Source organism: Burkholderia glumae LMG 2196 = ATCC 33617 (assembly GCF_000960995.1).
GTDB classification, from domain to species: domain Bacteria; phylum Pseudomonadota; class Gammaproteobacteria; order Burkholderiales; family Burkholderiaceae; genus Burkholderia; species Burkholderia glumae.
On the sequence record NZ_CP009434.1, the window covers coordinates 303226 to 323867 of the forward strand.

At 69.7% G+C, this 20642-nt stretch carries 23 protein-coding genes; 9 read left to right on the plus strand and 14 right to left on the minus strand.

Annotation, left to right across the window (positions count from 1 at the left end; genetic code table 11):
- Positions 1–268: 268 nt before the first annotated feature.
- Both KS03_RS02650 and KS03_RS02655 read left to right on the plus strand, forming a co-directional pair.
- Positions 269–883 (plus strand): LysE family translocator, encoded by a 615-nt coding sequence (locus tag KS03_RS02650; protein ID WP_012732960.1) that lies wholly within the window; start codon positions 269–271, stop codon positions 881–883.
- 169 nt (positions 884–1052) lie between these two features.
- Positions 1053–1301 (plus strand): hypothetical protein, encoded by a 249-nt coding sequence (locus KS03_RS02655; RefSeq protein ID WP_012732959.1) that lies wholly within the window; start codon positions 1053–1055, stop codon positions 1299–1301.
- Positions 1302–1418: 117 nt separating this feature from the next.
- On the opposite strand, the gene pcaC is transcribed toward KS03_RS02655, so the two are convergent.
- The 6 genes from pcaC to KS03_RS02685 all read right to left on the minus strand — a co-directional run bounded on the left by pcaC (position 1419) and on the right by KS03_RS02685 (position 6942).
- On the minus strand, positions 1419–1811 hold the full coding sequence (pcaC, locus tag KS03_RS02660; RefSeq protein WP_012732958.1) for a 4-carboxymuconolactone decarboxylase: 393 nt from the start codon (positions 1809–1811) through the stop codon (positions 1419–1421).
- A 14-nt stretch (positions 1812–1825) separates the two neighbouring features.
- Entirely contained in the window at positions 1826–2611 is a 786-nt protein-coding gene (gene pcaD / locus KS03_RS02665; RefSeq protein ID WP_012732957.1) for a 3-oxoadipate enol-lactonase, read from the minus strand.
- 17 nt (positions 2612–2628) lie between these two features.
- A complete protein-coding gene (locus KS03_RS02670) occupies positions 2629–3987 on the minus strand; it encodes a 3-carboxy-cis,cis-muconate cycloisomerase (protein ID WP_012732956.1) in 1359 nt (452 codons plus the stop codon).
- Positions 3988–4176: 189 nt separating this feature from the next.
- Positions 4177–4833, minus strand: a complete 657-nt coding sequence (locus KS03_RS02675) for a 3-oxoacid CoA-transferase subunit B (RefSeq protein WP_012732955.1) — start codon at positions 4831–4833, stop codon at positions 4177–4179.
- Between the two features lie 16 nt (positions 4834–4849).
- Positions 4850–5551: a 3-oxoacid CoA-transferase subunit A gene (locus tag KS03_RS02680; RefSeq protein WP_012732954.1), complete on the minus strand. Its 702-nt coding sequence runs from the start codon at positions 5549–5551 to the stop codon at positions 4850–4852.
- A gap of 143 nt (positions 5552–5694) precedes the next feature.
- Complete coding sequence (locus KS03_RS02685; RefSeq protein ID WP_012732953.1) at positions 5695–6942, minus strand: 4-hydroxybenzoate 3-monooxygenase; 1248 nt, start codon at positions 6940–6942, stop codon at positions 5695–5697.
- A gap of 127 nt (positions 6943–7069) precedes the next feature.
- Here KS03_RS02685 and KS03_RS02690 point away from each other — a divergent pair, with 127 nt between their 5' ends.
- From KS03_RS02690 to KS03_RS02700, 3 genes are all read left to right on the plus strand, one after another.
- Positions 7070–8005, plus strand: coding sequence for a LysR family transcriptional regulator (locus tag KS03_RS02690; RefSeq protein WP_012732952.1), 936 nt, complete (start codon positions 7070–7072; stop codon positions 8003–8005).
- A 136-nt stretch (positions 8006–8141) separates the two neighbouring features.
- A complete protein-coding gene (gene folE, locus KS03_RS02695) occupies positions 8142–8801 on the plus strand; it encodes a GTP cyclohydrolase I FolE (protein ID WP_012732951.1) in 660 nt (219 codons plus the stop codon).
- Entirely contained in the window at positions 8801–9616 is an 816-nt protein-coding gene (locus KS03_RS02700; RefSeq protein ID WP_012732950.1) for an SDR family oxidoreductase, read from the plus strand. The genes folE and KS03_RS02700 overlap by 1 nt, the downstream gene beginning before the upstream one ends.
- A 283-nt stretch (positions 9617–9899) precedes the next feature.
- Here KS03_RS02700 and epsC read toward each other — a convergent pair whose 3' ends face one another.
- A complete protein-coding gene (gene epsC, locus KS03_RS02705; RefSeq protein WP_012732949.1) occupies positions 9900–10832 on the minus strand; it encodes a serine O-acetyltransferase EpsC in 933 nt (310 codons plus the stop codon).
- A 119-nt stretch (positions 10833–10951) separates the two neighbouring features.
- Positions 10952–11188: a hypothetical protein gene (locus tag KS03_RS02710; RefSeq protein WP_012732948.1), complete on the minus strand. Its 237-nt coding sequence runs from the start codon at positions 11186–11188 to the stop codon at positions 10952–10954.
- A 450-nt stretch (positions 11189–11638) separates the two neighbouring features.
- On the opposite strand from KS03_RS02710, the gene KS03_RS02715 reads away from it, so the two are divergent.
- Together KS03_RS02715 and fnr are read left to right on the plus strand one after the other, a co-directional pair.
- A complete protein-coding gene (locus KS03_RS02715; protein ID WP_012732947.1) occupies positions 11639–12103 on the plus strand; it encodes a universal stress protein in 465 nt (154 codons plus the stop codon).
- Positions 12104–12244: 141 nt separating this feature from the next.
- On the plus strand, positions 12245–12994 hold the full coding sequence (gene fnr, locus KS03_RS02720) for a fumarate/nitrate reduction transcriptional regulator Fnr (protein ID WP_012732946.1): 750 nt from the start codon (positions 12245–12247) through the stop codon (positions 12992–12994).
- 162 nt (positions 12995–13156) lie between these two features.
- Here the strand turns inward: fnr and KS03_RS02725 are convergent, their stop codons facing one another.
- The gene (locus KS03_RS02725; protein ID WP_012732945.1) at positions 13157–14047 is read right to left on the minus strand and encodes a LysR family transcriptional regulator ArgP; all 891 of its coding nucleotides are present in this window, start codon (positions 14045–14047) and stop codon (positions 13157–13159) included.
- A 106-nt stretch (positions 14048–14153) separates the two neighbouring features.
- Between KS03_RS02725 and KS03_RS02730 the strand changes: the two genes are divergently transcribed.
- A complete protein-coding gene (locus tag KS03_RS02730) occupies positions 14154–14774 on the plus strand; it encodes a LysE/ArgO family amino acid transporter (RefSeq protein WP_012732944.1) in 621 nt (206 codons plus the stop codon).
- Between the two features lie 520 nt (positions 14775–15294).
- Here KS03_RS02730 and KS03_RS02735 read toward each other — a convergent pair.
- The 5 genes from KS03_RS02735 to KS03_RS02755 all read right to left on the minus strand — a co-directional run bounded on the left by KS03_RS02735 (position 15295) and on the right by KS03_RS02755 (position 18919).
- Complete coding sequence (locus KS03_RS02735; protein WP_012732943.1) at positions 15295–16335, minus strand: alpha/beta hydrolase; 1041 nt, start codon at positions 16333–16335, stop codon at positions 15295–15297.
- Positions 16336–16395: 60 nt separating this feature from the next.
- Positions 16396–16821, minus strand: a complete 426-nt coding sequence (locus tag KS03_RS02740; protein WP_012732942.1) for an organic hydroperoxide resistance protein — start codon at positions 16819–16821, stop codon at positions 16396–16398.
- A gap of 178 nt (positions 16822–16999) precedes the next feature.
- A complete protein-coding gene (locus KS03_RS02745) occupies positions 17000–17566 on the minus strand; it encodes a TetR/AcrR family transcriptional regulator (protein WP_012732941.1) in 567 nt (188 codons plus the stop codon).
- A gap of 139 nt (positions 17567–17705) precedes the next feature.
- The gene (locus KS03_RS02750; RefSeq protein ID WP_012732940.1) at positions 17706–18416 is read right to left on the minus strand and encodes a GNAT family N-acetyltransferase; all 711 of its coding nucleotides are present in this window, start codon (positions 18414–18416) and stop codon (positions 17706–17708) included.
- A 182-nt stretch (positions 18417–18598) separates the two neighbouring features.
- Positions 18599–18919 (minus strand): DUF2795 domain-containing protein, encoded by a 321-nt coding sequence (locus tag KS03_RS02755; RefSeq protein WP_012732939.1) that lies wholly within the window; start codon positions 18917–18919, stop codon positions 18599–18601.
- Between the two features lie 351 nt (positions 18920–19270).
- On the opposite strand from KS03_RS02755, the gene KS03_RS02760 reads away from it, so the two are divergent.
- A complete protein-coding gene (locus KS03_RS02760; protein ID WP_035982045.1) occupies positions 19271–20590 on the plus strand; it encodes a cation:proton antiporter in 1320 nt (439 codons plus the stop codon).
- The last annotated feature ends 52 nt before the right edge of the window (positions 20591–20642 follow it).

The following is a 20642-nucleotide window of genomic DNA, read 5'->3' on the forward strand; positions in this document are numbered from 1 at the left end:
ACGAGGCGCGAAACGAGCCAGGCGCGGTGACTGGCGCGGGCAGGCTTGCCGCGGGCGTTGGCACGCATGCCGCACGGCACGCCGGCACGCCGCAGCATGGCCGCACGCCCGATCGGCTGACGGCAGGCTTGGGCGGCAAGCGGCCATGCCGCCCCGAACTCGTACCGGCGCCTTAACGCAAAACTGTATCGGTACTGTATCGAAGTCTGTCGCTACACTGGCCCTTCATCCACACGCCGCCCAGGCGACACCGCAGAAGAGGCCCCCCATGGACATCAACACCCTGAGCGCCCTGCCCGCCGGCATGCTGTTCGCGCTCGTCACGTCGATCACGCCCGGCCCGAACAACACGATGCTGCTCGCCTCGGGCGTCAATTTCGGTTTCCGCCGGACCATGCCGCACATGGTCGGCATCAGCAGCGGCGTGGCGATCATGATGCTCGCGATCGGTCTCGGCCTCGGCAAGGCGTTCTCGCGCATGCCCTTGCTCTATACGGTGCTGGAAGTCGCGAGCATCGCCTATCTGCTCTATCTCGCCTGGAAGATCGCCACCTCGGGCGAAGTGAGTGCTCACCAAGGCAAAGCACGCCCGATGACCTTCGTCGAGGCCGCGCTATTCCAGTGGGTCAATCCGAAGGCCTGGATGATGGTGCTGACCGCGGCAACCACCGTGCAACTCTCCGAGAGCTACGGCGCCAACGCGATGGGCATGGCCGTGGTGTTCATCCTGGTCGGCTTCCCGTGCATCAGCGTGTGGGCCGCGTTCGGCCAGGGCATGCGCGGCTTCCTGTCGAACCGCCGCCGGCTGCGCGCGTTCAACGTGACGATGGCGGGGCTGCTGGTGGCCTCGCTCTATCCCGCCGCGGCGAAGCTCGCGGCTTGACGGATCGCGGCTCGCGCGGCGCCGCCGCGGCCAGGCGCGCCGGCCTTCGGTGCGCGCAGCGCCTCGCCGCGCGTTCGCGCCCCGCTTGCCGCTCGCCGTCGGCAAGCGTAGGCTGAGCGTCCGGGTGCCGGCGCGCCGACGGCGCACGCGCCCGGCCAGGAGACAGCCAATGAAGACCATCGTGAAAGCCGGCGACCGCATCGAGGGCCTGCACTGGCTCGCCGAATATCACCCCAACACCCATCACATCCGCGTCACGCGCGAACACAGCGAAGTCGGCATGTACGTCGCGCCGCGCACGCTGTTCGGCGACGAACACACGATGCGCGCGGCCACGCCCGCCGATCGGCGCGGCGTGGAGTCGGCACTGCGTGCCTACCTGCGCCAGTTCGCCAAGGTCCACGACGCGCCGGAATGAAAACGGGGCGGTAGCCACCCATGGCCACCGCCCCGTTGCGCGCACGCGGCGTTCGCCGCGTCATTCAACCCGGCGCCGGGCGCGTCCGCCGCGCCAGCGGCGCGGCCCGGCCCGCGCTCATGGCGCGGCGGCCGCGTCCTCCTCCTTGAAGATCCGCTCGGCGAGATGGAACGCCGAGTTGGCCGCCGGCACGCCGCAATAGATCGCGGCCTGCATCAGCACTTCCTTGATCTCGTCGCGCGTCACGCCGTTGTTCTTCGCGGCGCGCAGATGCAGCGCGAGTTCCTCGCCACGATTGAGCGCCACCATCATCGCGATGGTCAGCAGGCTGCGGGTATGGCGAGGCAGCCCCTCGCGCGTCCAGATCTCGCCCCAGGCATAGCGCGTGATGAGATCCTGGAAGTCGGTGGTCAGCTCGCTGCGGTTGGCGAGCGAGCGCTCCACGTGCGCCTCGCCGAGCACCGCGCGGCGCACGCCCAGCCCGTTTTCATAGCGTTGCTTGTCGTCCATGCGTCGGTCCCTCGTCAGGCGGTCAGGAAATCGAGCAGCGCGCGATTGAAGCCGTCGGCACATTCGATGTTGGAGATGTGCGCGGCATCGAACTCCACGTGGCGCGCGCCCGGGATCGCGGCGGCCAGCGCGCGCCCAAGTTCGGGCGGCGTCGACATGTCGTGCGCGCCCGTCACCACCAGCACCGGCAGCGCGATGCCCTTCACGTCCTCGCGCAGGTCGGCGGTGTTCAGCGCCTCGCAGTTGGCCGCGTAGCCGTGGCGGTCGTGATGGACGAAGACGTCGCGTATCACGTCCACGAGGCGCGGCTCGGCCGTGAAGAAGGCCGGCTTGAACCAGCGCGGCAGCACCGCGTCGACGAGCGCGTGCATGCCTTCGTCGCGCGCCTTCGCGGCACGCGGCTCCCACACCTCGGGCGTGCCGATCTTCGCGCTGGTGTTGGCGAGCACGGCGCGCCCGATGCGCTGCGGATAGCGCGCGGCCAGCGCGGCGCCGGTCAGGCCGCCCATCGAGATGCCGCAGAAATGGGCGCGCTCGATGCCGAGCTGGTCGAGCAGGCCGACCACGTCGCCGGCCAGCTGGTCGATCGTATAGGGGCCGGGCGGCACGTCCGAGTGGCCGTGGCCGCGCGTGTCGTAGCGCAGCAGGTTGAAGCGCGCGCGCAGCGCCGCGATCTGCGCGGCCCACATCGTCAGGTCCGCGCCGAGCGAATTCGAAAATACCAGCCACGGTGCGTCGGCGCTCGCGGCGCGGTCGATGCGGTAATGCAGCTTCACACCGTTGACAGAAGCAAAGGGCATCGTTGGTTCTCCTTGGTTTAGGCGTGGCCCGCGTGGCGCACGAGCACGGCATCGACGAACGCAGCGGCTTCGCCGACGTAATGGGCGGGATCGAGCAGCCGGCGCAGCGCGTCGGGCGTCAGGTGCGCGCCGACGGCCGGCTCGGCGGCCAGCACCTCGTGCAGCGTGCGGCCGGTGCGCACCGCTTCCTGCGAGGCCTGCTCGACCAGGTGGTGCGCGTCGAGCCGGCCGATCCGGTCGCCGAGCGCGAGCATCACGGCCTCGCCGAGCACCAGGCCGCGCGTGGCGTCGAGGTTGGCGGCAAGCCGCGCGGTGTCGACCTGCAGGCCGCCGACGATCTGCGCGACACCGGCGAGCGCGCCGCCCGCGAGCCGCGCGAGTTCGGGCAGCGCGTCCCACTCGGCCTGCCAGCCGCCCAGCGCGCGCTCGTGCTCCTGCACCATCCCGGCGAACACGGTGGCGGCAAGCCCCGGCGCGCGCACGGCGGCGCTCAGCACGGCCGCGCAGCCGACCGGGTTGCGCTTGTGCGGCATGGTGGACGAGCCGCCCTTGCCGGCCGCGGCGGGCTCGGCCAGCTCGCCGATCTCGGTCTGCATCTGCAGGGAGATGTCGCGCGCGATCTTGCCGAGCGTGCCGATCACCATCGCGAAGAACGCGGCCGTCTCGGCGATGCGGTCGCGCTGCGTGTGCCACGGCAGGTCGGGCAGCGCGAGCGCCAGCTCGGCCGCGAGCGAGGCGGCCACGCGCGGCGCGGCCTCGCGCAGGCTCGCGAGCGTGCCGGCCGCGCCGCCGAACTGCAGCACCAGCACCTCGCCGCGCAGCGCGGCGAGACGCCGGCGGTGGCGGCCCAGCGCGTCGAGCCATTGCGCGAACTTCAGGCCCAGCGTGATCGGCAGCGCCTGCTGCAGCCAGGTGCGGCCGATCATCGGCGTGGCGCGGTGCACGCGCGCCAGCTCGGCAAGCGACGCGCAGACCGTGTCGAGCCGCAGCGCGAGCGCGTCGAAGGTCTCGCGCAGCTGCAGCACGAGGCCGGTGTCGAGGATGTCCTGGCTCGTCGCGCCCCAGTGGACGAACTTCGCCGCCTCGGCGTCGGCGTCCTTGACGCGCGCGGTCAGCTGCTTGACGAGCGGAATCGCGAGGTTGCCGCCGAGCGCGGCATCGCGCGCGAGTGCCTCGGCGTCGAGCCGTTCGGCGCGGCAGGCGGCCTCGATCGGCGCGACCGCGGCGGCCGGAATCACGCCGTGCGCGGCGAGCGCACGCGCGAGCGCGGCCTCGACGTCGAGCATGCGCTGCAGCGTCGCCGTCGGCGACCAGATCCGGATCAGCGCGGCATCGCCGCCGATCAGGGAAGTCAAGCGGGCGCTGTGTTCAAACATGGGAGGATGGCAAGGTCGAAAAGGGCCGATAGCGCGTATTGTCCACCGAAGCGCGGCAGGGTGCGCCGGCCGCGCCGGCGTGGTGCCGGCGGCAGGCAGCGGCGGCGCGGCGCGAACCCGGCGCATCGCCGCCGCGCCGGGCTCGCCGCGGCACGCGCCGGTGCCCGCTGGCGAGGCCGCCGCCGGCGCCTACGCGGTGGCGCGCTCGGTCGCGTCGACGAGCGGCACGCCCGTGAGCGCCTGCAGCTCGTCGAACGAGAGATCGGTGAAGATCTCGCTCACGGCAAGGCCCGCCGGCGTCACGTCGAGCACGGCCAGGTCGGTGTAGATACGCGTCACGCAGCCGATGCCGGTGACGGGATACGAGCATTCGGCGACGATCTTGCTTTCGCCCTGCTTGGTCAGATGCTCCATCATCACGAACACCTGCTTGGCGCCGATCGCGAGATCCATCGCCCCGCCCACGGCGGGGATCGCGTCGGGCGCGCCGGTGTGCCAGTTGGCCAGATCGCCGCGCGCCGACACCTGGAACGCGCCGAGCACGCAGTAGTCGAGGTGGCCGCCGCGCATCATCGCGAACGAATCGGCGTGGTGGAAGAACGCGCCGCCCGTCAGCAGCGTGACGTGCTGCTTGCCGGCGTTGATCAGCTCGTCGTCCTCGGCGCCGGCCTCGGGCGCGGGGCCCATGCCGAGCACGCCGTTCTCGCTGTGCAGGAAGATTTCCTTGTTCACGTCGAGGTGGTTCGCCACCAGCGTCGGCACGCCGATGCCGAGGTTCACGTAGGCGCCTTCGGGAATGTCGCGGGCCACGCGCTGGGCCATCTCATCACGGGTCAGTCGTTTCATCGTGGGTTCTCCGGGTTCAGGCGGCCTGCGCGGCGAGTTCGGCCGCATGGACGGCCTGCGGCACCTCGACGACGCGCTGCACGAAGATGCCGGGCGTCACGATCTGTTCGGGATCGAGCCCGCCAAGCTCGACAACCTGCGAGACCTGCACGATCGTGGTCTTCGCCGCGCTCGCCATCACCGGCCCGAAGTTGCGCGCGGTCTTGCGATAGACCAGGTTGCCCCACCGGTCGCCCTTGAACGCCTTCACCAGCGCGAAATCGGCGTGGATCGGCGTCTCGAACACGTAGTGCTTGCCGTCGATCTCGCGCGTTTCCTTGCCTTCGGCCAGCTTCGTGCCGTAGCCGGTGCGCGTGAAGAACCCGCCGATGCCGGCGCCGGCCGCGCGGATGCGCTCGGCGAGATTGCCTTGCGGCACCAGCTCCAGCTCGATCTCGCCGCCGCGGTAGAGCGCGTCGAACACCTGCGAATCGGACTGGCGCGGGAACGAGCAGATGATCTTGCGCACGCGCCTGGCCTTCAGCAGCGCGGCCAGGCCGGTTTCGCCGTTGCCGGCGTTGTTGTTGACGATCGTCAGATCGCGCGCGCCATGCGCGATCAGCGCGTCGATCAGCTCGGACGGCATGCCCGCCGTGCCGAAGCCGCCGATCATGACGGTCGCGCCGTCATGGATGTCGGCCACCGCCGACTGCAGGGAATCGAAAATCTTGTTGACCATGACTCTTCCTGAGGGAATCCGCGTCGCGCAGCGCGACGGCCGGCCAGCGCGCCGGATTCACTCGGGCCACGCCGCATCGGGCCACCGGGCAGCCCATTTGTTCGTATATCGAACCTAGATTCGTTTAGCGAACGATGCGGCGATCATAGAATCTCGCTCGGCGCATTGTCAAGGCGGGCTGACGCGGAGGCGGCAAGGGTGGCCGGGGCGAGGGCCTCGTCGAACGGCAGCCCGACGTAATTCTCGGCCAGCGCCTGGGCGGCCGCGCGCGAGCGCGTCACGTATTTCAGCTCGGCCAGCTTGAGGCGGTTCACGAACGGCGAATCGTCGGGCGACGGGTGCAGCATGTTGGTCATGAAATAGGAGAAATGCTCGGCACGCCAGACGCGTTCGAGGCAGCGGTCCGAATAGCCGTCGAGCGGCGCCGCGTCGCCCGCGTAGTGGGCCGAGAGCGCGTGCGCCAGCGTCCGCACGTCGGCCACCGCCAGATTCATCCCCTTCGCGCCGGTGGGCGGCACGATGTGCGCGGCGTCGCCGGCCAGCAGCAGGCGGCCATGGCGCATCGTCTCGCAGACGAAGCTGCGCATCGGCGTGACCCCCTTCTGCATGATCGGCCCCTCGGTGGGCGTCCAGCCCGAGGCGTTCGCGAAGCGCAGGTGCAGCTCGTCCCAGATCCGCGCGTCGGACCACGCGGCGAGATCCTCGTCGGGGCGGCATTGCAGATAAAGGCGCGTGACGGTCGGCGAGCGCATCGAGAACAGCGCGAAGCCGCGCTCGTGATGCGCATAGACGAGCTCGTCGAGCGAGGGAGCCGCCTGCGCGAGGATGCCCAGCCACGCATAGGGATAGACGCGCTCGAAGGTGCGTTGCAGCGCTTCGGGAATGGTCTGCCGCGCGATGCCGTGGAAGCCGTCGCAGCCGGCGATGAAATCGCAGTCGATGCGCCCGGCGCGGCCGTCGCGATGGCGGAACGTCACCGACGGGCGCTCGCTCTCGACGTCGTGCAGCGCGACCTCGCTCACCTCGAAATGCATCTCGTGGCCGTGCGCGACGCCGGCCGCGATCAGGTCGCGCACCACCTCGTGCTGGCTGTAGACGGTAATCGCGCGCCCGCCGGTGAGCGCCGACAGGTCGATGCGGTGGCGCTCGCCGGCGAACAACAGCTCGATGCCGTGGTGGAGCAGCCCCTCGCGGTGCATCCGCGCGCCCAGCCCGGCCTCGTCGAGCGTATCGGCGGTGCCCTGCTCCAGCACCCCGGCGCGAATCCGGTTCTCGCAATACTCGCGCGAACGCGCCTCGATCAACACGGCGTCGATGCCGCGCAGGCGCAGCAGATGGGACAGCAGCAGCCCGGCGGGGCCGGCACCGATGATCGCGACCTGGGTACGCATTGTTCGTCTCCTGAACTTTGATTCGATGGATGAATACGTTGTGGAGCGATTGTCGGTGCGACACCGACTATGCGGCAATGCCATTTTGGAGATATGGTTCATATCGATTTCCGATAATGCTCGCGCCATGCCCGAACTCGATTTCGAACTCGATCTGAACCTGATCCCCTACCTGGTGGCGCTCGACGAGGCGCGCAACGTGACCCGCGCCGGCGATCTGCTGGGCGTGAGCCAGCCGCGCGTGAGCGCGGCGCTGGCGCGGCTGCGCGAGCACTTCGGCGATCCGCTGTTCGTGCGCACCTCGCGCGGCATGGAGCCGACGCCGCGCGCGCTGGCGCTGGTGCCGGCCGCGCGCGACGCGCTCGCGCAGATCCGGCGCGGCCTGGCCACGCCGCATGTGTTCGATCCGGCCGCCGCCACCGGCACCTTCTCGCTCGCGCTGTCCGATGTCGGCGAGATCGTGTTCCTGCCGAGGCTGCTGCAGGAGCTCGCGCGCCTGGCGCCGCACGCGAACCTGCGCTCGGTGTCGCTGCCGCACACGGAAGTCGAACGCGGGCTGGAGGCCGGCGCGGTGGATCTCGCGGTGGGCTATTTCCCCGATCTCGGCGGCAGCAACTTCTTCCAGCAGCGGCTGTTCTCGCACCGCTTCATCTGCCTGGCGCGGCGCGGGCATCCGCTCGCGGGCGCGCCGCTCACGCTCGAGCAGTACCTCGCCTGCGGCCACGCGGTGGTGCGCGCCGAAGGGCGCAGCCAGGAGATACTCGAGCAGCATCTGGCCAAGGCACGGCTGCACCGGCGCGCGGTGCTCGAGACCAGCCACTTCATGAGCCTGCCGTTCATCCTCGGCCGCACCGACCTGATCGCCACCGTCCCGCATGCGATCGGCTATGCCTATGCCGCCGAGCACGCGTCGATCACGCTGCTCGAGCCGCCGCTCGCGCTGCCGCGTTTCGATCTTCGCCAGCACTGGCATCGCAAGTTTCACAACGACCCGCGCACCAGCTGGCTGCGCGGCGTGGTGGCGGGCCTCTTCAACGACGCGCTCGACGAATGGCCGAAATGAAGCGGCGCGCGAGCGCGGCGCCGCCGAGCCGGCACACCCTGACGCGCCGCAAGCCGGTAGCCGGCGGCGGGGTCGCCAAAAGCATGAAACAATGTCTGGTCAGCCGCCCGAGCGGCGCCATCAGGAGCTCGAAAGCATGTCGAAACGCAAGACCGCCAACAAGACGGCGGAACCCGTCGCTGCCCCGACCACCAGCGACATCGCGCGCCCGAGCCGCGCCGAAGCCGAGGATGCCGTGCGCGTACTGCTGCGCTGGGCCGGCGACGATCCCGCCCGCGAGGGCCTGCTCGATACGCCGGCGCGCGTGGTGCGCGCCTACGAAGAATTCTTTCGGGGCTACCAGCTCGAACCGCGCGAGATCCTCGCGCGCACCTTCAGCGAGGTGGACGGCTACGACGAAATGATCGTGCTGAAGGACATCCGCTTCGAGAGCTATTGCGAGCACCACATGGTGCCGATCATCGGCCGCGCGCATGTCGCGTATCTGCCGAACCACCGCGTGGTGGGCATCTCGAAGCTGGCGCGGCTCGTCGATGCGTTCGCCAAGCGCCTGCAGATCCAGGAAAAGATGACGGTGCAGATCGCCGATACCCTGTTCGAGGTGCTGCAGCCCAAGGGCGTCGGCGTGATCCTCGAGGCCGCGCACCAATGCATCTCGACGCGCGGCGTCCACAAGCCCGGCGTCGAGATGGTCACCTCGCGCATGCTCGGCACGTTCCGCAGCGATCCGGCCACGCGCCGCGAATTCCTGTCGATCGTGGCGAATCCGTCGTCGGTCAACCTGACCAACACGTGATGGCACGGCACGCTCCCCCCGCCGCCTCGGCCGACGCCGCGCCGGTGGTGCTCGTGACGGGCGCCGCGCGCCGCGCGGGCCGCGTGTTCGCGCGCCGCTTCGGCGAGCGCGGCTACCGCGTCGCCGTGCATTACGACCGCTCGGCCGACGCGGCCGACGCCACCGCGCACGAGATCGACGCGGCCGGTGCCGCCGCCGCGGCGCTGCCGGCCGACCTGAGCGACGCCCAGGCCTGCGCGGCGCTCGTCGATGCGGTCTACGCGCGCTTCGGGCGGCTCGACGTGCTGGTCAACAACGCGTCGGTGTTCTGGCAGGACCACTTCCCGAGCTTCGAGCTCGACGCGCTCGACGCCGCCTGGCAGATCAACTGCCGCGCGCCGCTGCTGCTCGCGCGGCGCTTTCACGATCGCGCGAAGGCGGCCGGCACGCAGGGCGTGGTAATCAACGTGATCGACCAAAAGATCCGCGACAACTTCCATCGCGACCACTTCAGCTACACGGTCGCGAAGGCCGCGCTCGGCAACCTGACGCAGATGCTCGCGATGTCGGCCGCGCCGGTGCTGCGCGTCAACGCGGTATTCCCGGGGCTGATGCTGCGCAGCGACGACCAGACCGAGGCCGATTTCGAGCACGCGAGCCGCGCCTCGACGCCGCTCGCCCGGATCGCCGGACCCGACGACGTGGCGGACGCGATCCTGCTGCTGACGGGCAGTGCGTACAACGGCGTCGACTTCGTCGTGGACGCGGGGCAAAACCTGATCCGCGTCGATCAGGACGTGCTCTACAAGCACCGCTCGCCGGCCACGTCACGCTGAGCGGCCGGCACCGGCGGCTTGCGCGCACGCTGCCGCCGCGCGGCGCGTGGTGCCGGCCGGCCACCGGCTTGCCGCCGCAGCGCGCCCTCTCGCTTGGGCAAGCGCGCCGGGCCACGCCGCCCGTCAGTTCTCCGAAGGATCGGGATCGAATCCGCATTGCCGCGATGGCACTGCCTCGGCGCCGGTCTCGATCGACGCGCCTCGGTTCCCGAAAAATCTCACCTTCGCGGCGGGCCGGCCGCCTGCGCGGCGCCGGCGTACCGGCGTGCCGCGCGCACCTGCGTCACGCGCCGCCGTCGCGCTCCGTGCGTTCGCCTTCGCGCACCTTGCCCTGGGCGACGCTGCTGCCCGGCGGCACGCTGTGCGTGAGCCAGACATTGCCGCCGATCACCGAGCCCTGCCCGATCGTCACGCGGCCCAGAATCGTCGCGCCGGCGTAGATCACCACGTCGTCCTCGACGATCGGATGCCGCGCGTTGCCCTTCACGAGCGCGCCGTCGCCGTCGGCGGGGAAGCTCTTCGCGCCGAGCGTGACGTGCTGGTAGAGACGCACGCGCTCGCCGATGATCGCGGTCTCGCCGATCACCACGCCGGTGCCGTGGTCGATGAAGAAGCTCGGGCCGATCGTGGCGCCCGGGTGGATGTCGATGCCGCTGGCCGAATGGGCGATCTCGTTGATAAAGCGCGCGAGCAGCGGCACGCCGAGCCGGTGCAGCGCATGCGCGAGGCGGTGATGCATCATCGCGAGCACGCCGGGATAGCAGAGCAGGATCTCGGTGATGTGCTGCGCGGCGGGATCGCCCGCGTAGGCGGCCTGGATGTCGCTGACGAGCAGCGCGCGGATCGACGGCAGCTGCCGGCCGAAGGTGCGCGCGATCTCGAACGCGCGTTCGTCGAGCTCCGCGAAGCCGGTGTCCGCATGCTCGGGCAGGAACCGCAGCGCGCGGCGCACCTGCTCGTGCAGCACGCGCAGGGTGGACTCCAGCGTGTGGCCGACATAGAAGTCGACGCTCTCGTCGGTCAGGTCCGGCGCGCCGTAATGGGTGGGAAACAGCGAGGCGCGCAGGCCGGTCACGAACTTGCAGATGGCGTCGCGCGAGGGCAGCTCGCGGATGCCGCGCGGGTGGCGCGTGCGGTGCAGGGTTTCGCGCGACTCGCGCAGCTCGGCGACGATCTGTTCAAGGCCCCAGGAGCGGCCGGCGGACGAATTCGACATGGCAGGGGAAGCCGGCCGCGAGCAAACCCGCGGCCGCGCTGGAAGAATGAAGGATGGCTAGGACGACAAGATTACCGCGTTTCGGATAAGCACGAGAAATGCCGGGCTGCCGCCGGCGGCTAGAGCGTCATGTTGCTCGCGTCGATCCAGCGCACGGCCCAGTCGCGCGCATGCGCGACCGCCTCGCCTTCTTCGCAGAAATGGAGATCGGATGGAAAAAACCGGTTCGCGACCAGTTCGCCGTCGCTCGATCGGGAAATCACCACGTAGGGTTGGAACGAACCGTCGCCGGCACGGGCCGGCGCGCAATTGAGAAGATAGCCACGATGGGTGAATGCCGTTGTCGTCGAATGCATGAGTCCGCCCCAGCTTGTGTCCCTTGTGTTTTTCTTCGCTGCCACCGTCCCGGGTGTCGCGGTGCCCGTCGCGGGCAGGAGCGGCGCGGCGGGCCGAGGCCGCCGCGCCGATCTCGTAGCGCATCATACTCTGTCGCTTGTCTGTCTTCTACCTGAAATAAATCCTCCCGATGAGGAGGCGCGGCGCACCGTTCCACGATGCGGCAGGCGGCCGGCACGGGGTTTTCACGGATCGCGGCAAAGCGCGCGCAAGCGGCGGCGACCGACGCTCGACAGTGGTGCACGGCCGCCGCCGGGCGGTATGGAACGGCGCCAAGGTGCGACATGATTGCACAGCGCCTCCATGACGCTGAAAATCGAGAAACGATCGTATAACCTCCGTCGCAGCATCCTCTTCAACCGCATCCGGCGCCGCCGGACGGCCTTCATCCACCGCACCAGGGAGCCCTCATGTACCAGCGCATCTTCGTAGCAGTCGACGGCAGCGACACGTCGCGTCACGCCTTCGATGCGGCCCTTGCCCTCTCGAAATCGGAGCACGCGACGCTGCGCGCGTTCTATGCGATCGAGAACGCAGCCCTCTATTACAGCGTTCCCGGCTACGATCCGTCCGTGCTGCACGAGCAGCTCGTCGCACAGGGCGGCGACCTCACGCGCGACTTCGAGCAGCGCATGCAGGAGGCCGGCGTGACGGGCGACGTGCTGACCGGCGAGGCCGCCACGCTCGCCGACGTGTCTTCGCTGATCCTCGAGGCGGCGACCGAATACGGCGCCGACCTGCTCGTGCTCGGCACGCACGGCCGGCGCGGCTTCAAACGCCTGATGCTCGGCAGCGTCGCCGAGCAATGCGTCCGGCGGGCTTGCCTGCCGGTGCTGCTGATCCCATCTGCGGCATCGCATTCAAACGAAACGTAAGCAAAAGATAAGGAACGCTGATCACATTGCCGTGGCGCAAAACGCGACGCACTACGCGTCGCGGCGTTTTGCCGCTCAGCCCATGGAAAAGCCGGTGGGACAATAGTCACCGTTGCTTCTTCATAAGTGTGAGTACGCATCATGTTGATTCCTGTAGCCCAACGTTCCTCCCGCCCCACCCGCTCCTCCAGCTCCTGGGCACCCCATCCCGCCGCGCATTGCTCCACCTGTTCGATGCGCCACCTCTGCATGCCGCAAGGCCTCAATAGCGAGGCCATCGAGCGGCTCGAATCGGTGATCTGCGCGGCGCGCCCCGTGCGCCGCGGCGAAGCGCTGTTCCGCGAAGGCGACGAGTTCGACAACCTCTACGCCGTGCGCTCCGGCTCGCTCAAGACCATCGCCACGCGTCAGGACGGCCGCGAGCAAGTGGCAGGCCTCCATCTGGCCGGCGAGGCGCTCGGCTTCGACGGCATCTGCGACAGCCACCATCCGCGCACCGCGGTCGCGCTCGAGGACAGCACCGTCTGCGTGATTCCCTACGGCTCGCTGCGCTCGCTGTGCTCCGAGGCCAGCACGCTGCAGGCGCGCGTGCTGAAGCTGATGAGCGAGCAGATCGTGCGCGAGACGACGCAGGCCATCTTGCTCGGGTCGCTGAACGCCGACGAGCGCGTCGCCTCGTTCCTGCTCGACGTCTCGGCGCGCTACATGGTGCGCGGCTATTCGGCCACCGAATTCAACCTGCGCATGACGCGCGAGGACATCGGCAGCTACCTGGGCATCACGCTCGAAACGGTCAGCCGCACGCTGTCGAAGTTCCAGCGGCAGGGCCTGCTCGTCATGCAGGGGCGCGTCGTGCGCGTGCTCGATTTCGACGGACTGCGCAAGATCTGATGGTTCCGTTATCGAAGGGTCCGATGCGCGGCTCGATCCCGCCTTCGACTCAGGACCCCACTGCCACTGCCCAGCGAGGCCCGACGCCTGTCGGCCCTGCGATCACAAAAGGCGCCTCCCGAGGCGCCTTTATTTTTTGCGGTCCGCGCCTTCGGCCCGCCTTCAATCCAGCCATTGCGCGGCACTGGCCTTCAGCACGCGGCTGAATTCGTCCAGCCAGCCGATCGACAGCCGCCAGCTCTGCCAGTAAAGCTCGATGTCGATGCTGCGCCCCTCCGACAGATCCACCATCTCGCCCGAGGCCACCTGCCGCTCGACCATGCGAACCGGGCACATCCCCCAGCCGAGCCCCGTCTCGCAGGCGCGCAGATAGCCTGCCACGTGTGGAATCCAGTGCTTCGGCGGATCGAGATCGGTGCGCGTCGCGCGCCGGATGAAGCGCATCTGCAGGCTGTCCTTCGGGCTGAACATCACGCACGGCGCGCGCCGCAGCGCCTCGCGCGTGAGGCCGTCGGCGAAATAGCGCGCCTGGAACGCCGGTGAACAGACCGCTTGATAGCGAATCCGGCCAAGCCGCGTCGACCGGCAGCCCTGGATCGGCTCGGCCTGCGCGGTGATCGCGCCCTGCACGCTGCCGTCGCGAATCCGCTCGGCGGTGTAATCCTGGTCGTCGATCACGAGGTCGAGCAGCGTGCCGCTCTGCGCGCAGAACGGGGCGACCGCATCGATGAACCAGGTCGCCACGCTGTCGTCGTTCACCGCGATGCGCAGCGTCGGCCACGCGCCCACCGCGCCGGGCAGATGCGGCACCTGCCCGGACAGCTCGGCCTCCAGCAGTTGCACGCGCTCCGTATGCCGGCACAGCAGCGCGCCCGAGGTGGTCGCCACGCACGGCTGCCCGCGCTTGACGAGCACGCTGCCGACCCGCTCCTCGAGCAGCTTGATCCGCTGCGATACCGCCGACGGCGACACGTTGAGGTCCTTCGCCGCGCGTTCGAACGATCCTTGCCGGATCACCGCGGACAGTGCCTCGAGCAGCGCGTAGTCGAGCATTCAGATTTCCTTCATAGAGATTAGGGAATTTAGCTTTTCTTATGCATCCCGAACCCGCAGACTAGCCGCATCCGTCCCTCAAGTCCACCGTCCGCCCCAACATTCCATGAATTGGATCGCCTTCACTCATGGCGCCGCGCTCTGCGCGTCGCTGATCGTCACCATCGGCGCGCAGAACGCCTTCGTGCTGCGCCAGGGCATCATGCGCTCGCATATCGGCAAGATCGTCGTGCTCTGCGCGCTGTCCGACATGCTGCTGATCGCCGTCGGCGTGGGCGGCGCCTCCGCGCTGGTCGAGCGTTATCCGGCCTTTATCCACGCCGTGCTCTACATCGGCCTGGCCTACCTCGTGTGGTTCGGCCTGAGCGCGCTGCTGCGCGCGCTGAAACCCGGCCATGCCACGCTCGACGCCGCCTCGGGCCAGGCGGCGGCACCGGCGCAGCGCGCGCTGCCGATCGTGATGATGACGCTCGCCTTCACCTGGCTCAATCCGCACGTCTATCTCGACACCTTCCTGCTGATCGGCACGGCCGGCGCGCGCGAGCCGGCGGGCGCACGCGCCGCGTTCGCGATCGGCGCGATGACGGTCAGCGTGCTGTGGTTCGTCGGCCTGGGCTACGGTGCGCGGCTGCTCGCGCCGCTGTTTCGCAAGGCGCTGGCGTGGCGCCTGCTGGACGGGGCGATGGGCGGCATGGTGCTTTGCCTGGCGGCCACCCAGTTGTCTTGATGGCCTTGAGGGCCTTGAGTGTCTCGAACGCCGGACGAGACACGCCGGCAGCGGCGACGCCGGCCACGCAGGTTGCCCCGTCTTCAGCGCCGCCGCGAAATCCTCGGCGACCAGGCGGGCATGCTCGCGACCGGCTGCGGGTGCGCGGGCGAACCGCTGCATTCCTGGCCTCGGGGCGCGCTCGCGCCGATCGCGAACGGCGTGTCCCTGCCGCAGGCGCCGCGCGGGCGCTATTGTAAAGACGCCCCGGCCGCGCCGGCCACGTCCATCGGATTTGGCGCGCCGCCGGTGCGCGAGCTGCGCGTTGCCTGGCTATCCCGCGCGGCCGTGAGATCCGAAGCCGTCACGGACCCCGGGCCGGCCCGCGCGGCCGCGCCGCATGCAAACGGACCGGTCGCGCGCGCTGCGCGACCGGTCCGTCATGGTTCGGCCGTGGCAGGGGCCAACGAGCCGGGCTGGGCCGTGCCGCGCCACGAATCGCGCGCCGGCGCCGGGCAACTCGGCGCCGCGGGCTTGCCGCTCAATTCAGGCGCGACTTCAGCTCGCTCGCCATGGCTTTCATCGCCGCCTTGGTCGGGGCATCCTCGGCCAGCGCGTTCAGCAGCCCGAAGTCGTGGATCGTGCCGTCGTAGCGCGTCGTGGCAACCGCCACGCCGGCCGCGTCGAGCTTGCGGCCGTAGGCTTCGCCCTCGTCACGCAGCACGTCGAACTGCGCGACCTGGATCAGCGCCGGCGGCAGGCCCTTCAGCTCCGCCGTCGAGGCGCGCAGCGGCGACGCGTAGATCTCGTTGCGCTGCGCTTGCCTGGTCGTGTAGGCATCCCAGAACCACTTCATCATCGGCCGCGTCAGGAAGTAGTCTTTCTGATACGCCTGATACGAGCCGTCGTTGAAGTTGTGGTCCGTCACCGGCCAGAGCAGGCCCTGGAAACGGATCGCCGGGCCGCCCTTGTCCTTTGCCATCAGCGCGACGACGGCCGCCATGTTGCCGCCCACGCTGTTGCCGACCACCGCGAGGCGGCTGCCGTCCACGCCGATCTCCTCGCCGTGCGCGGCCACCCAACGGGTCGCCGCATAGGCCTGGTTGATCGCCACCGGATAATGCGCCTCCGGCGACGGCGTGTAGTTCACGAACACCGCCACCGCGCCCGACTGCACGACGAGGTCGCGCACCAGCCGCTCATGGGTCGGGAAATCGCCGAGGATCCAGCCGCCGCCGTGAAAGAACATGAACACCGGCAGCGTGCCCTTGACGCCCTGCGGCCGCACGATCGTGACCGGCACGCTCAGGCCGTCCTGCTCGATGGTGCGCGTCGACACGTCGATGCCCGACAGGTCCACCTTCACGCTGTTCTGCGCATCCACCAGCACCTGCCGGGCCTTGGCCGGGCTCAGCGTTTCGAGGCCCGGCCCCTTCGTGCCGTTCAGCGCGGCGAGAAAGCGCGTGGTGGCGACGTCGGGCGTGTCCGCGACAGTCGAGGCGGCCGCGCCGGCGGCGAACGCGGAACTGGCGGTGGCAAACGCCGACACGGCGGCGATCAGCAGCGGCTTGACGAACTTCATGATGGATTCCTCAGCAATGAATGGCGATGGCGGATGACGCAATGGATGGCGGCCGGGCGATCAGACGATCGTGAGCGTGACGTCGATGTTGCCGCGCGTCGCGTTCGAATACGGGCAGACGATGTGGGCCTTGTCGACGAGCGCCTGCGCCGCTTCGCGGTCCATGCCCGGCAACGCGATGCGCAATTCGACCTCGATGCCGAAGCCGTTCGGGATCGCGCCGATGCCGACGCTGCCGTCGATGGCCACGTTCTCCGGGATCGCGATCTTGTCGCGCTGCGCGACGAACTTCATCGCGCCGAGGAAGCAGGCGCTGTAGCCGGCGGCGAACAGTTGTTCCGGGTTCGCACCGGCGCCGCCCGCGCCGCCGAGTTCGCGCGGCGTGGTCAGCTTGAAATCCAGGTTGCCCTCGGGCACCACGGCACGGCCGTCGCGGCCACCGGTTGCATGGGCTTGGGCGCGGTACAGCACTTTTTCGATCGACATGACTGACTCCTGTTCAATGATGGAACGACGTTTAACTATCGACTGCCAGATAGACAAGCTGCGCAAACCATGCAGACGCACGAGCGTCTGCTCTCGATTATTTATCTACCAATAGATAGATAAATAATCCCAATAAAAAGGCGGCGGGCCGCCTTTTCGTGTATTTCGACCGGCGCCGTCACGGCGCTTTCTTCCAGGCCCGCTCGACTTCGTCGAGGCGCGCCTTCGATTGGAACAGCCGGCTCGCCAGCACCGCGCCCTGGTAGGCCGCGTAGAGCGTGCGGGCCGCATCCTCGGGCGCACCGCTGAAAGCCAGCGTGCCGTCCTCGGCGCCCTGCGCGAGCAAGGCGGCGAGCCAGCGTTCGTTGATGCCGAAGAACGCCTGCACCGCCTGCCGGACCGAATCCGGCAAGGCTTCGATGTCCGCCGCCAGCATCCCGCACAGGCAGATCCGGCGGCCGTCGCCGAGCACCTTGCCGAACAGTTGCGTGTAGCGGCCCAGCTTCGCGTCCGCCGGCAGAGAGGGGTCGATCCCGTCGATGCCGGCCAGCAAGTTCGCGCTGTAGGTCTCGACCGCTTCCAGCACCAGATCGTCCTTGGACGGAAAGTAGTAGTGGATGCTCGAGGTCTTGACGCCGACCAGTGCCGACAGGTCGCGGTAACTGAAGCCGTTGTAGCCCCGCAGCATCATCAGCTCGATCGCATGTTCGAGCAGTTGTTGGCGGACATTCGGTTTCGTTTCCATGGATCGAACTTTATCTACTGGAAGATAGAGAGTCAAGATGTTTTTGAGAAATTCCTGGGCGGGCCGGCGCGGCCATCGTTCGCCGCCTCAACGGCGCGCCATCGTTCGCCGCCTCAACGGCGCGCCATCGTTTGCCGCCTCAACGGCGCGCCAGCGTCACCGCCTGCAACGGCCGCCGCAGCGCGAAGCCGAGCTTGCCATACAGGGCGATCGCTCCCGTGTTGGCCGCGAATACGTGCAGGAACGGCATCTCGGCGCGCGCCGCGATCTGCTTCGCGGCAAACCGGACGAGCCGCTCGGCATAACGCCGGCCGCGATGGCCGGGGTGGACGCACACCGCGCTGATCTCGGTGAAGCCGGGCAGATGCAGCCGCTCGCCGGCCATCGCCACCAGCGCGCCGTGCTGCAGGATGCCGTAGTAGCGCCCCATCTCGGGCGTGCGCGGCGTGAACGGCCCCGGCTGCGCCAGCGCCACCAGTTCGGCGATCTCGCGCGCGTGCCCGGCGCCAAGGCGCTCGATGCCGCCGTCGGCATGGTGCTCGCCGTCCTCGCACGGCACCCGCAGAATCATCTGGTTCAGCGTGCCTTGCCCCTCGATCTCGAAGTCGCCGGGCGGTCGCCATGGCGTGGTGCCGAACATCTTCACGGTCTCGCCGGGCGCCATCAGCGCCGCGAGCGCGCGCCAGGCCTGCGGCGTGTCGGCGGCCAGCGCGCCGAACGGCGAGATCGCGGGCTCGAAGCGGCGCGCCAGATCGCCGCCGAGCGCGATCCCGGCCTGGCAGGTGGTCAGCGCACGCCAGATCGCGTTGTCGAGATGGGAGAGGGCGGCGTCGGGGGTAGGGAGTGTCATCGCGGTGGGGGCAAACGGCGCAGTCGGCACGCGCCATCATAGCCAGAAAGACGCACGACGCGCGGGCGCCATGCCGTGCCCCTCGACCCGGATGCGCCACCACACGCGAGCCGACGATCGGCCCCGGCCGGCGCAGCGCGAGCCGCCGCGCCGGGTCGAGAGCCGCGCCGCCGGCACCGCGCTCACCTCGGTTTGCCGAGTTCCTTGGACACCGAGGCCGGGCTCGCGTATTCGCGATCGGGCATGCGCAGCAGGCCGTCGACGATGCGCGCGTCGGCGTGGCCGTCGCGCGCGCAGCGCAGCAGATCGGCCTTGGTGGCCGGATACTCGACGCCCTTCAACGCCTTCTGCACGTCGATCGGGCTCGGCAGCTTATCCTGGCCGCCCTTGTCGTGTCCGCCTTGGTGGCCGCCCTTGTCGTGGTCCTGCTGGGTGCGGCGGCCCTCGTGTGCGCGCGAATGGCTCAGTTCGTGGCCGGTGTGCGAGCGGTGGCTCGATGTCATGGAACACCTCCGATGTGCTGGTTCGAGAAAGCGGCCGCCGCCCGCCGGCGCGGCCGGGACCCATCCGCTCGGGCGCAAGCCGCATGCCGCGCCGCGGCGCCGTTCCCGGCCGGCGACGAGCGCGGCGCCTGGCCGGACAGGCATGGTGCTTGCCGCCGGGATGCACGGGATCGATCCGCGCGCCGACAGGGCGCGGCGCGTGCCGCGCCCGGCGCCTTCGCCGGCTCCCGGCGCGCCGGCGGCGCCGCCGCGTGCGCGCGATACTGCCCCGCACGCGAGCCCATTCACCCTCGGCCGGCAAGCCGCGCGCTTCGTGCCGCGTCGCCCGGCCGCTTATCCGGAGCCTCGATGCTGCATGAAACCGAGTGGTACCTGATCGTCGGCGGCGTGTTCATCGCAGTCGGCTTTGCCGGCTCGGCGCTGAGCCAGCTGCCGTGCAGCACCGCCATGATCTATCTGGCGGTGGGCGCGCTGCTCGGGCCGGCCGGCATTGGCCTGATGCAGCTCGATCTAGCGCGCGACGCACCGCTGCTGCGCCACGTGACCGAGATCGCGCTGCTGGTCTCGCTGTTCGCGATCGGACTGCGCCTGCGGCTGCCCTCGCTCGACCGTCTCTGGCTGCTGCCGGTGCGGCTCGGGTTCGTGGCGATGCTCGTGACGGTGCCGCTGGTCGCAGCGGTTGCGACCGTCGCACTCGGCCTCGGCTGGGGGCCGGCGCTGCTGCTGGCCGCGATGCTTTCGCCCACCGATCCGGTGCTCGCCCACGACGTGCAGGTGCGCAGCCCGGGCGACGTCGATCTGGTGCGCTTCGCGCTATCGGGCGAGGGCGGCCTGAACGACGGCATCGCGCTGCCCTTCGTGCTGGCGGGGCTCGCGCTATGCGGCGACACGGCCTCGACGGGGGGCGCGGCGCCGGGCTCGGCGGCGTTCCTGGCCGAACTGGCGTGGGGCATCGCGGGCGCGCTCGCGATCGGCGCGGGGCTTGGCTGGATCACTACCCACGGTGTCGCCTGGCTGCGTACCCGCCATGCGCAGGCGCTCGGGCTGGAGGGTTTCTTCGCGCTCGGGCTGATCGTGATCGCGTTCGGCGTGGCGCAGTATGCCCAGACCTTCGGCTTCCTGGCCGTGTTCGCGGCCGGCGTCGCGATGCGGCGCGTCGAGCACCGCGCGAGCGGGCCGAGCGCGCCGCGCGAGGTGATCGGCACGATCGACTCGACCGACGTGAGCGCCACCGAGCGCGACCCGGCCAAGGCCCACGCCTACATGGCCGAATCGGTGCTCGGCTTCACCATCGAGCTGGAGCGGATCGCCGAGGCGGTGGTGATGACGCTGGTGGGCGGCGCGCTCGCCACGCTCTCGCTGGCCGCATTCAGCTGGCCGATGCTGGCGCTGGCGGCCGCGCTGGTGCTGCTGATCCGGCCGCTCGCGGTGGCGCTCTCGCTGGTCCGCTCGCCCACCACGGCAACCCAGCGCCGGCTGATCGGCTGGTTCGGGATTCGCGGCATCGGTTCGTTCTACTACCTGCTGTTCGCCATCGAGCGGCGCCCCGACGCGGCGCTGCCGCTGGTGCCGGTGGTGCTCGGCATCGTGACGCTGTCGGTGATCGTGCATGGCATGTCGGCCACGCCGCTGATGAACTGGTATCACCGCTTCTCGCGCTCGAGCCGCTGAGGCGCGCGCAACGAAAAACGGCGCGGCCGGCATCGAGCCGGCCGCGCCGCGC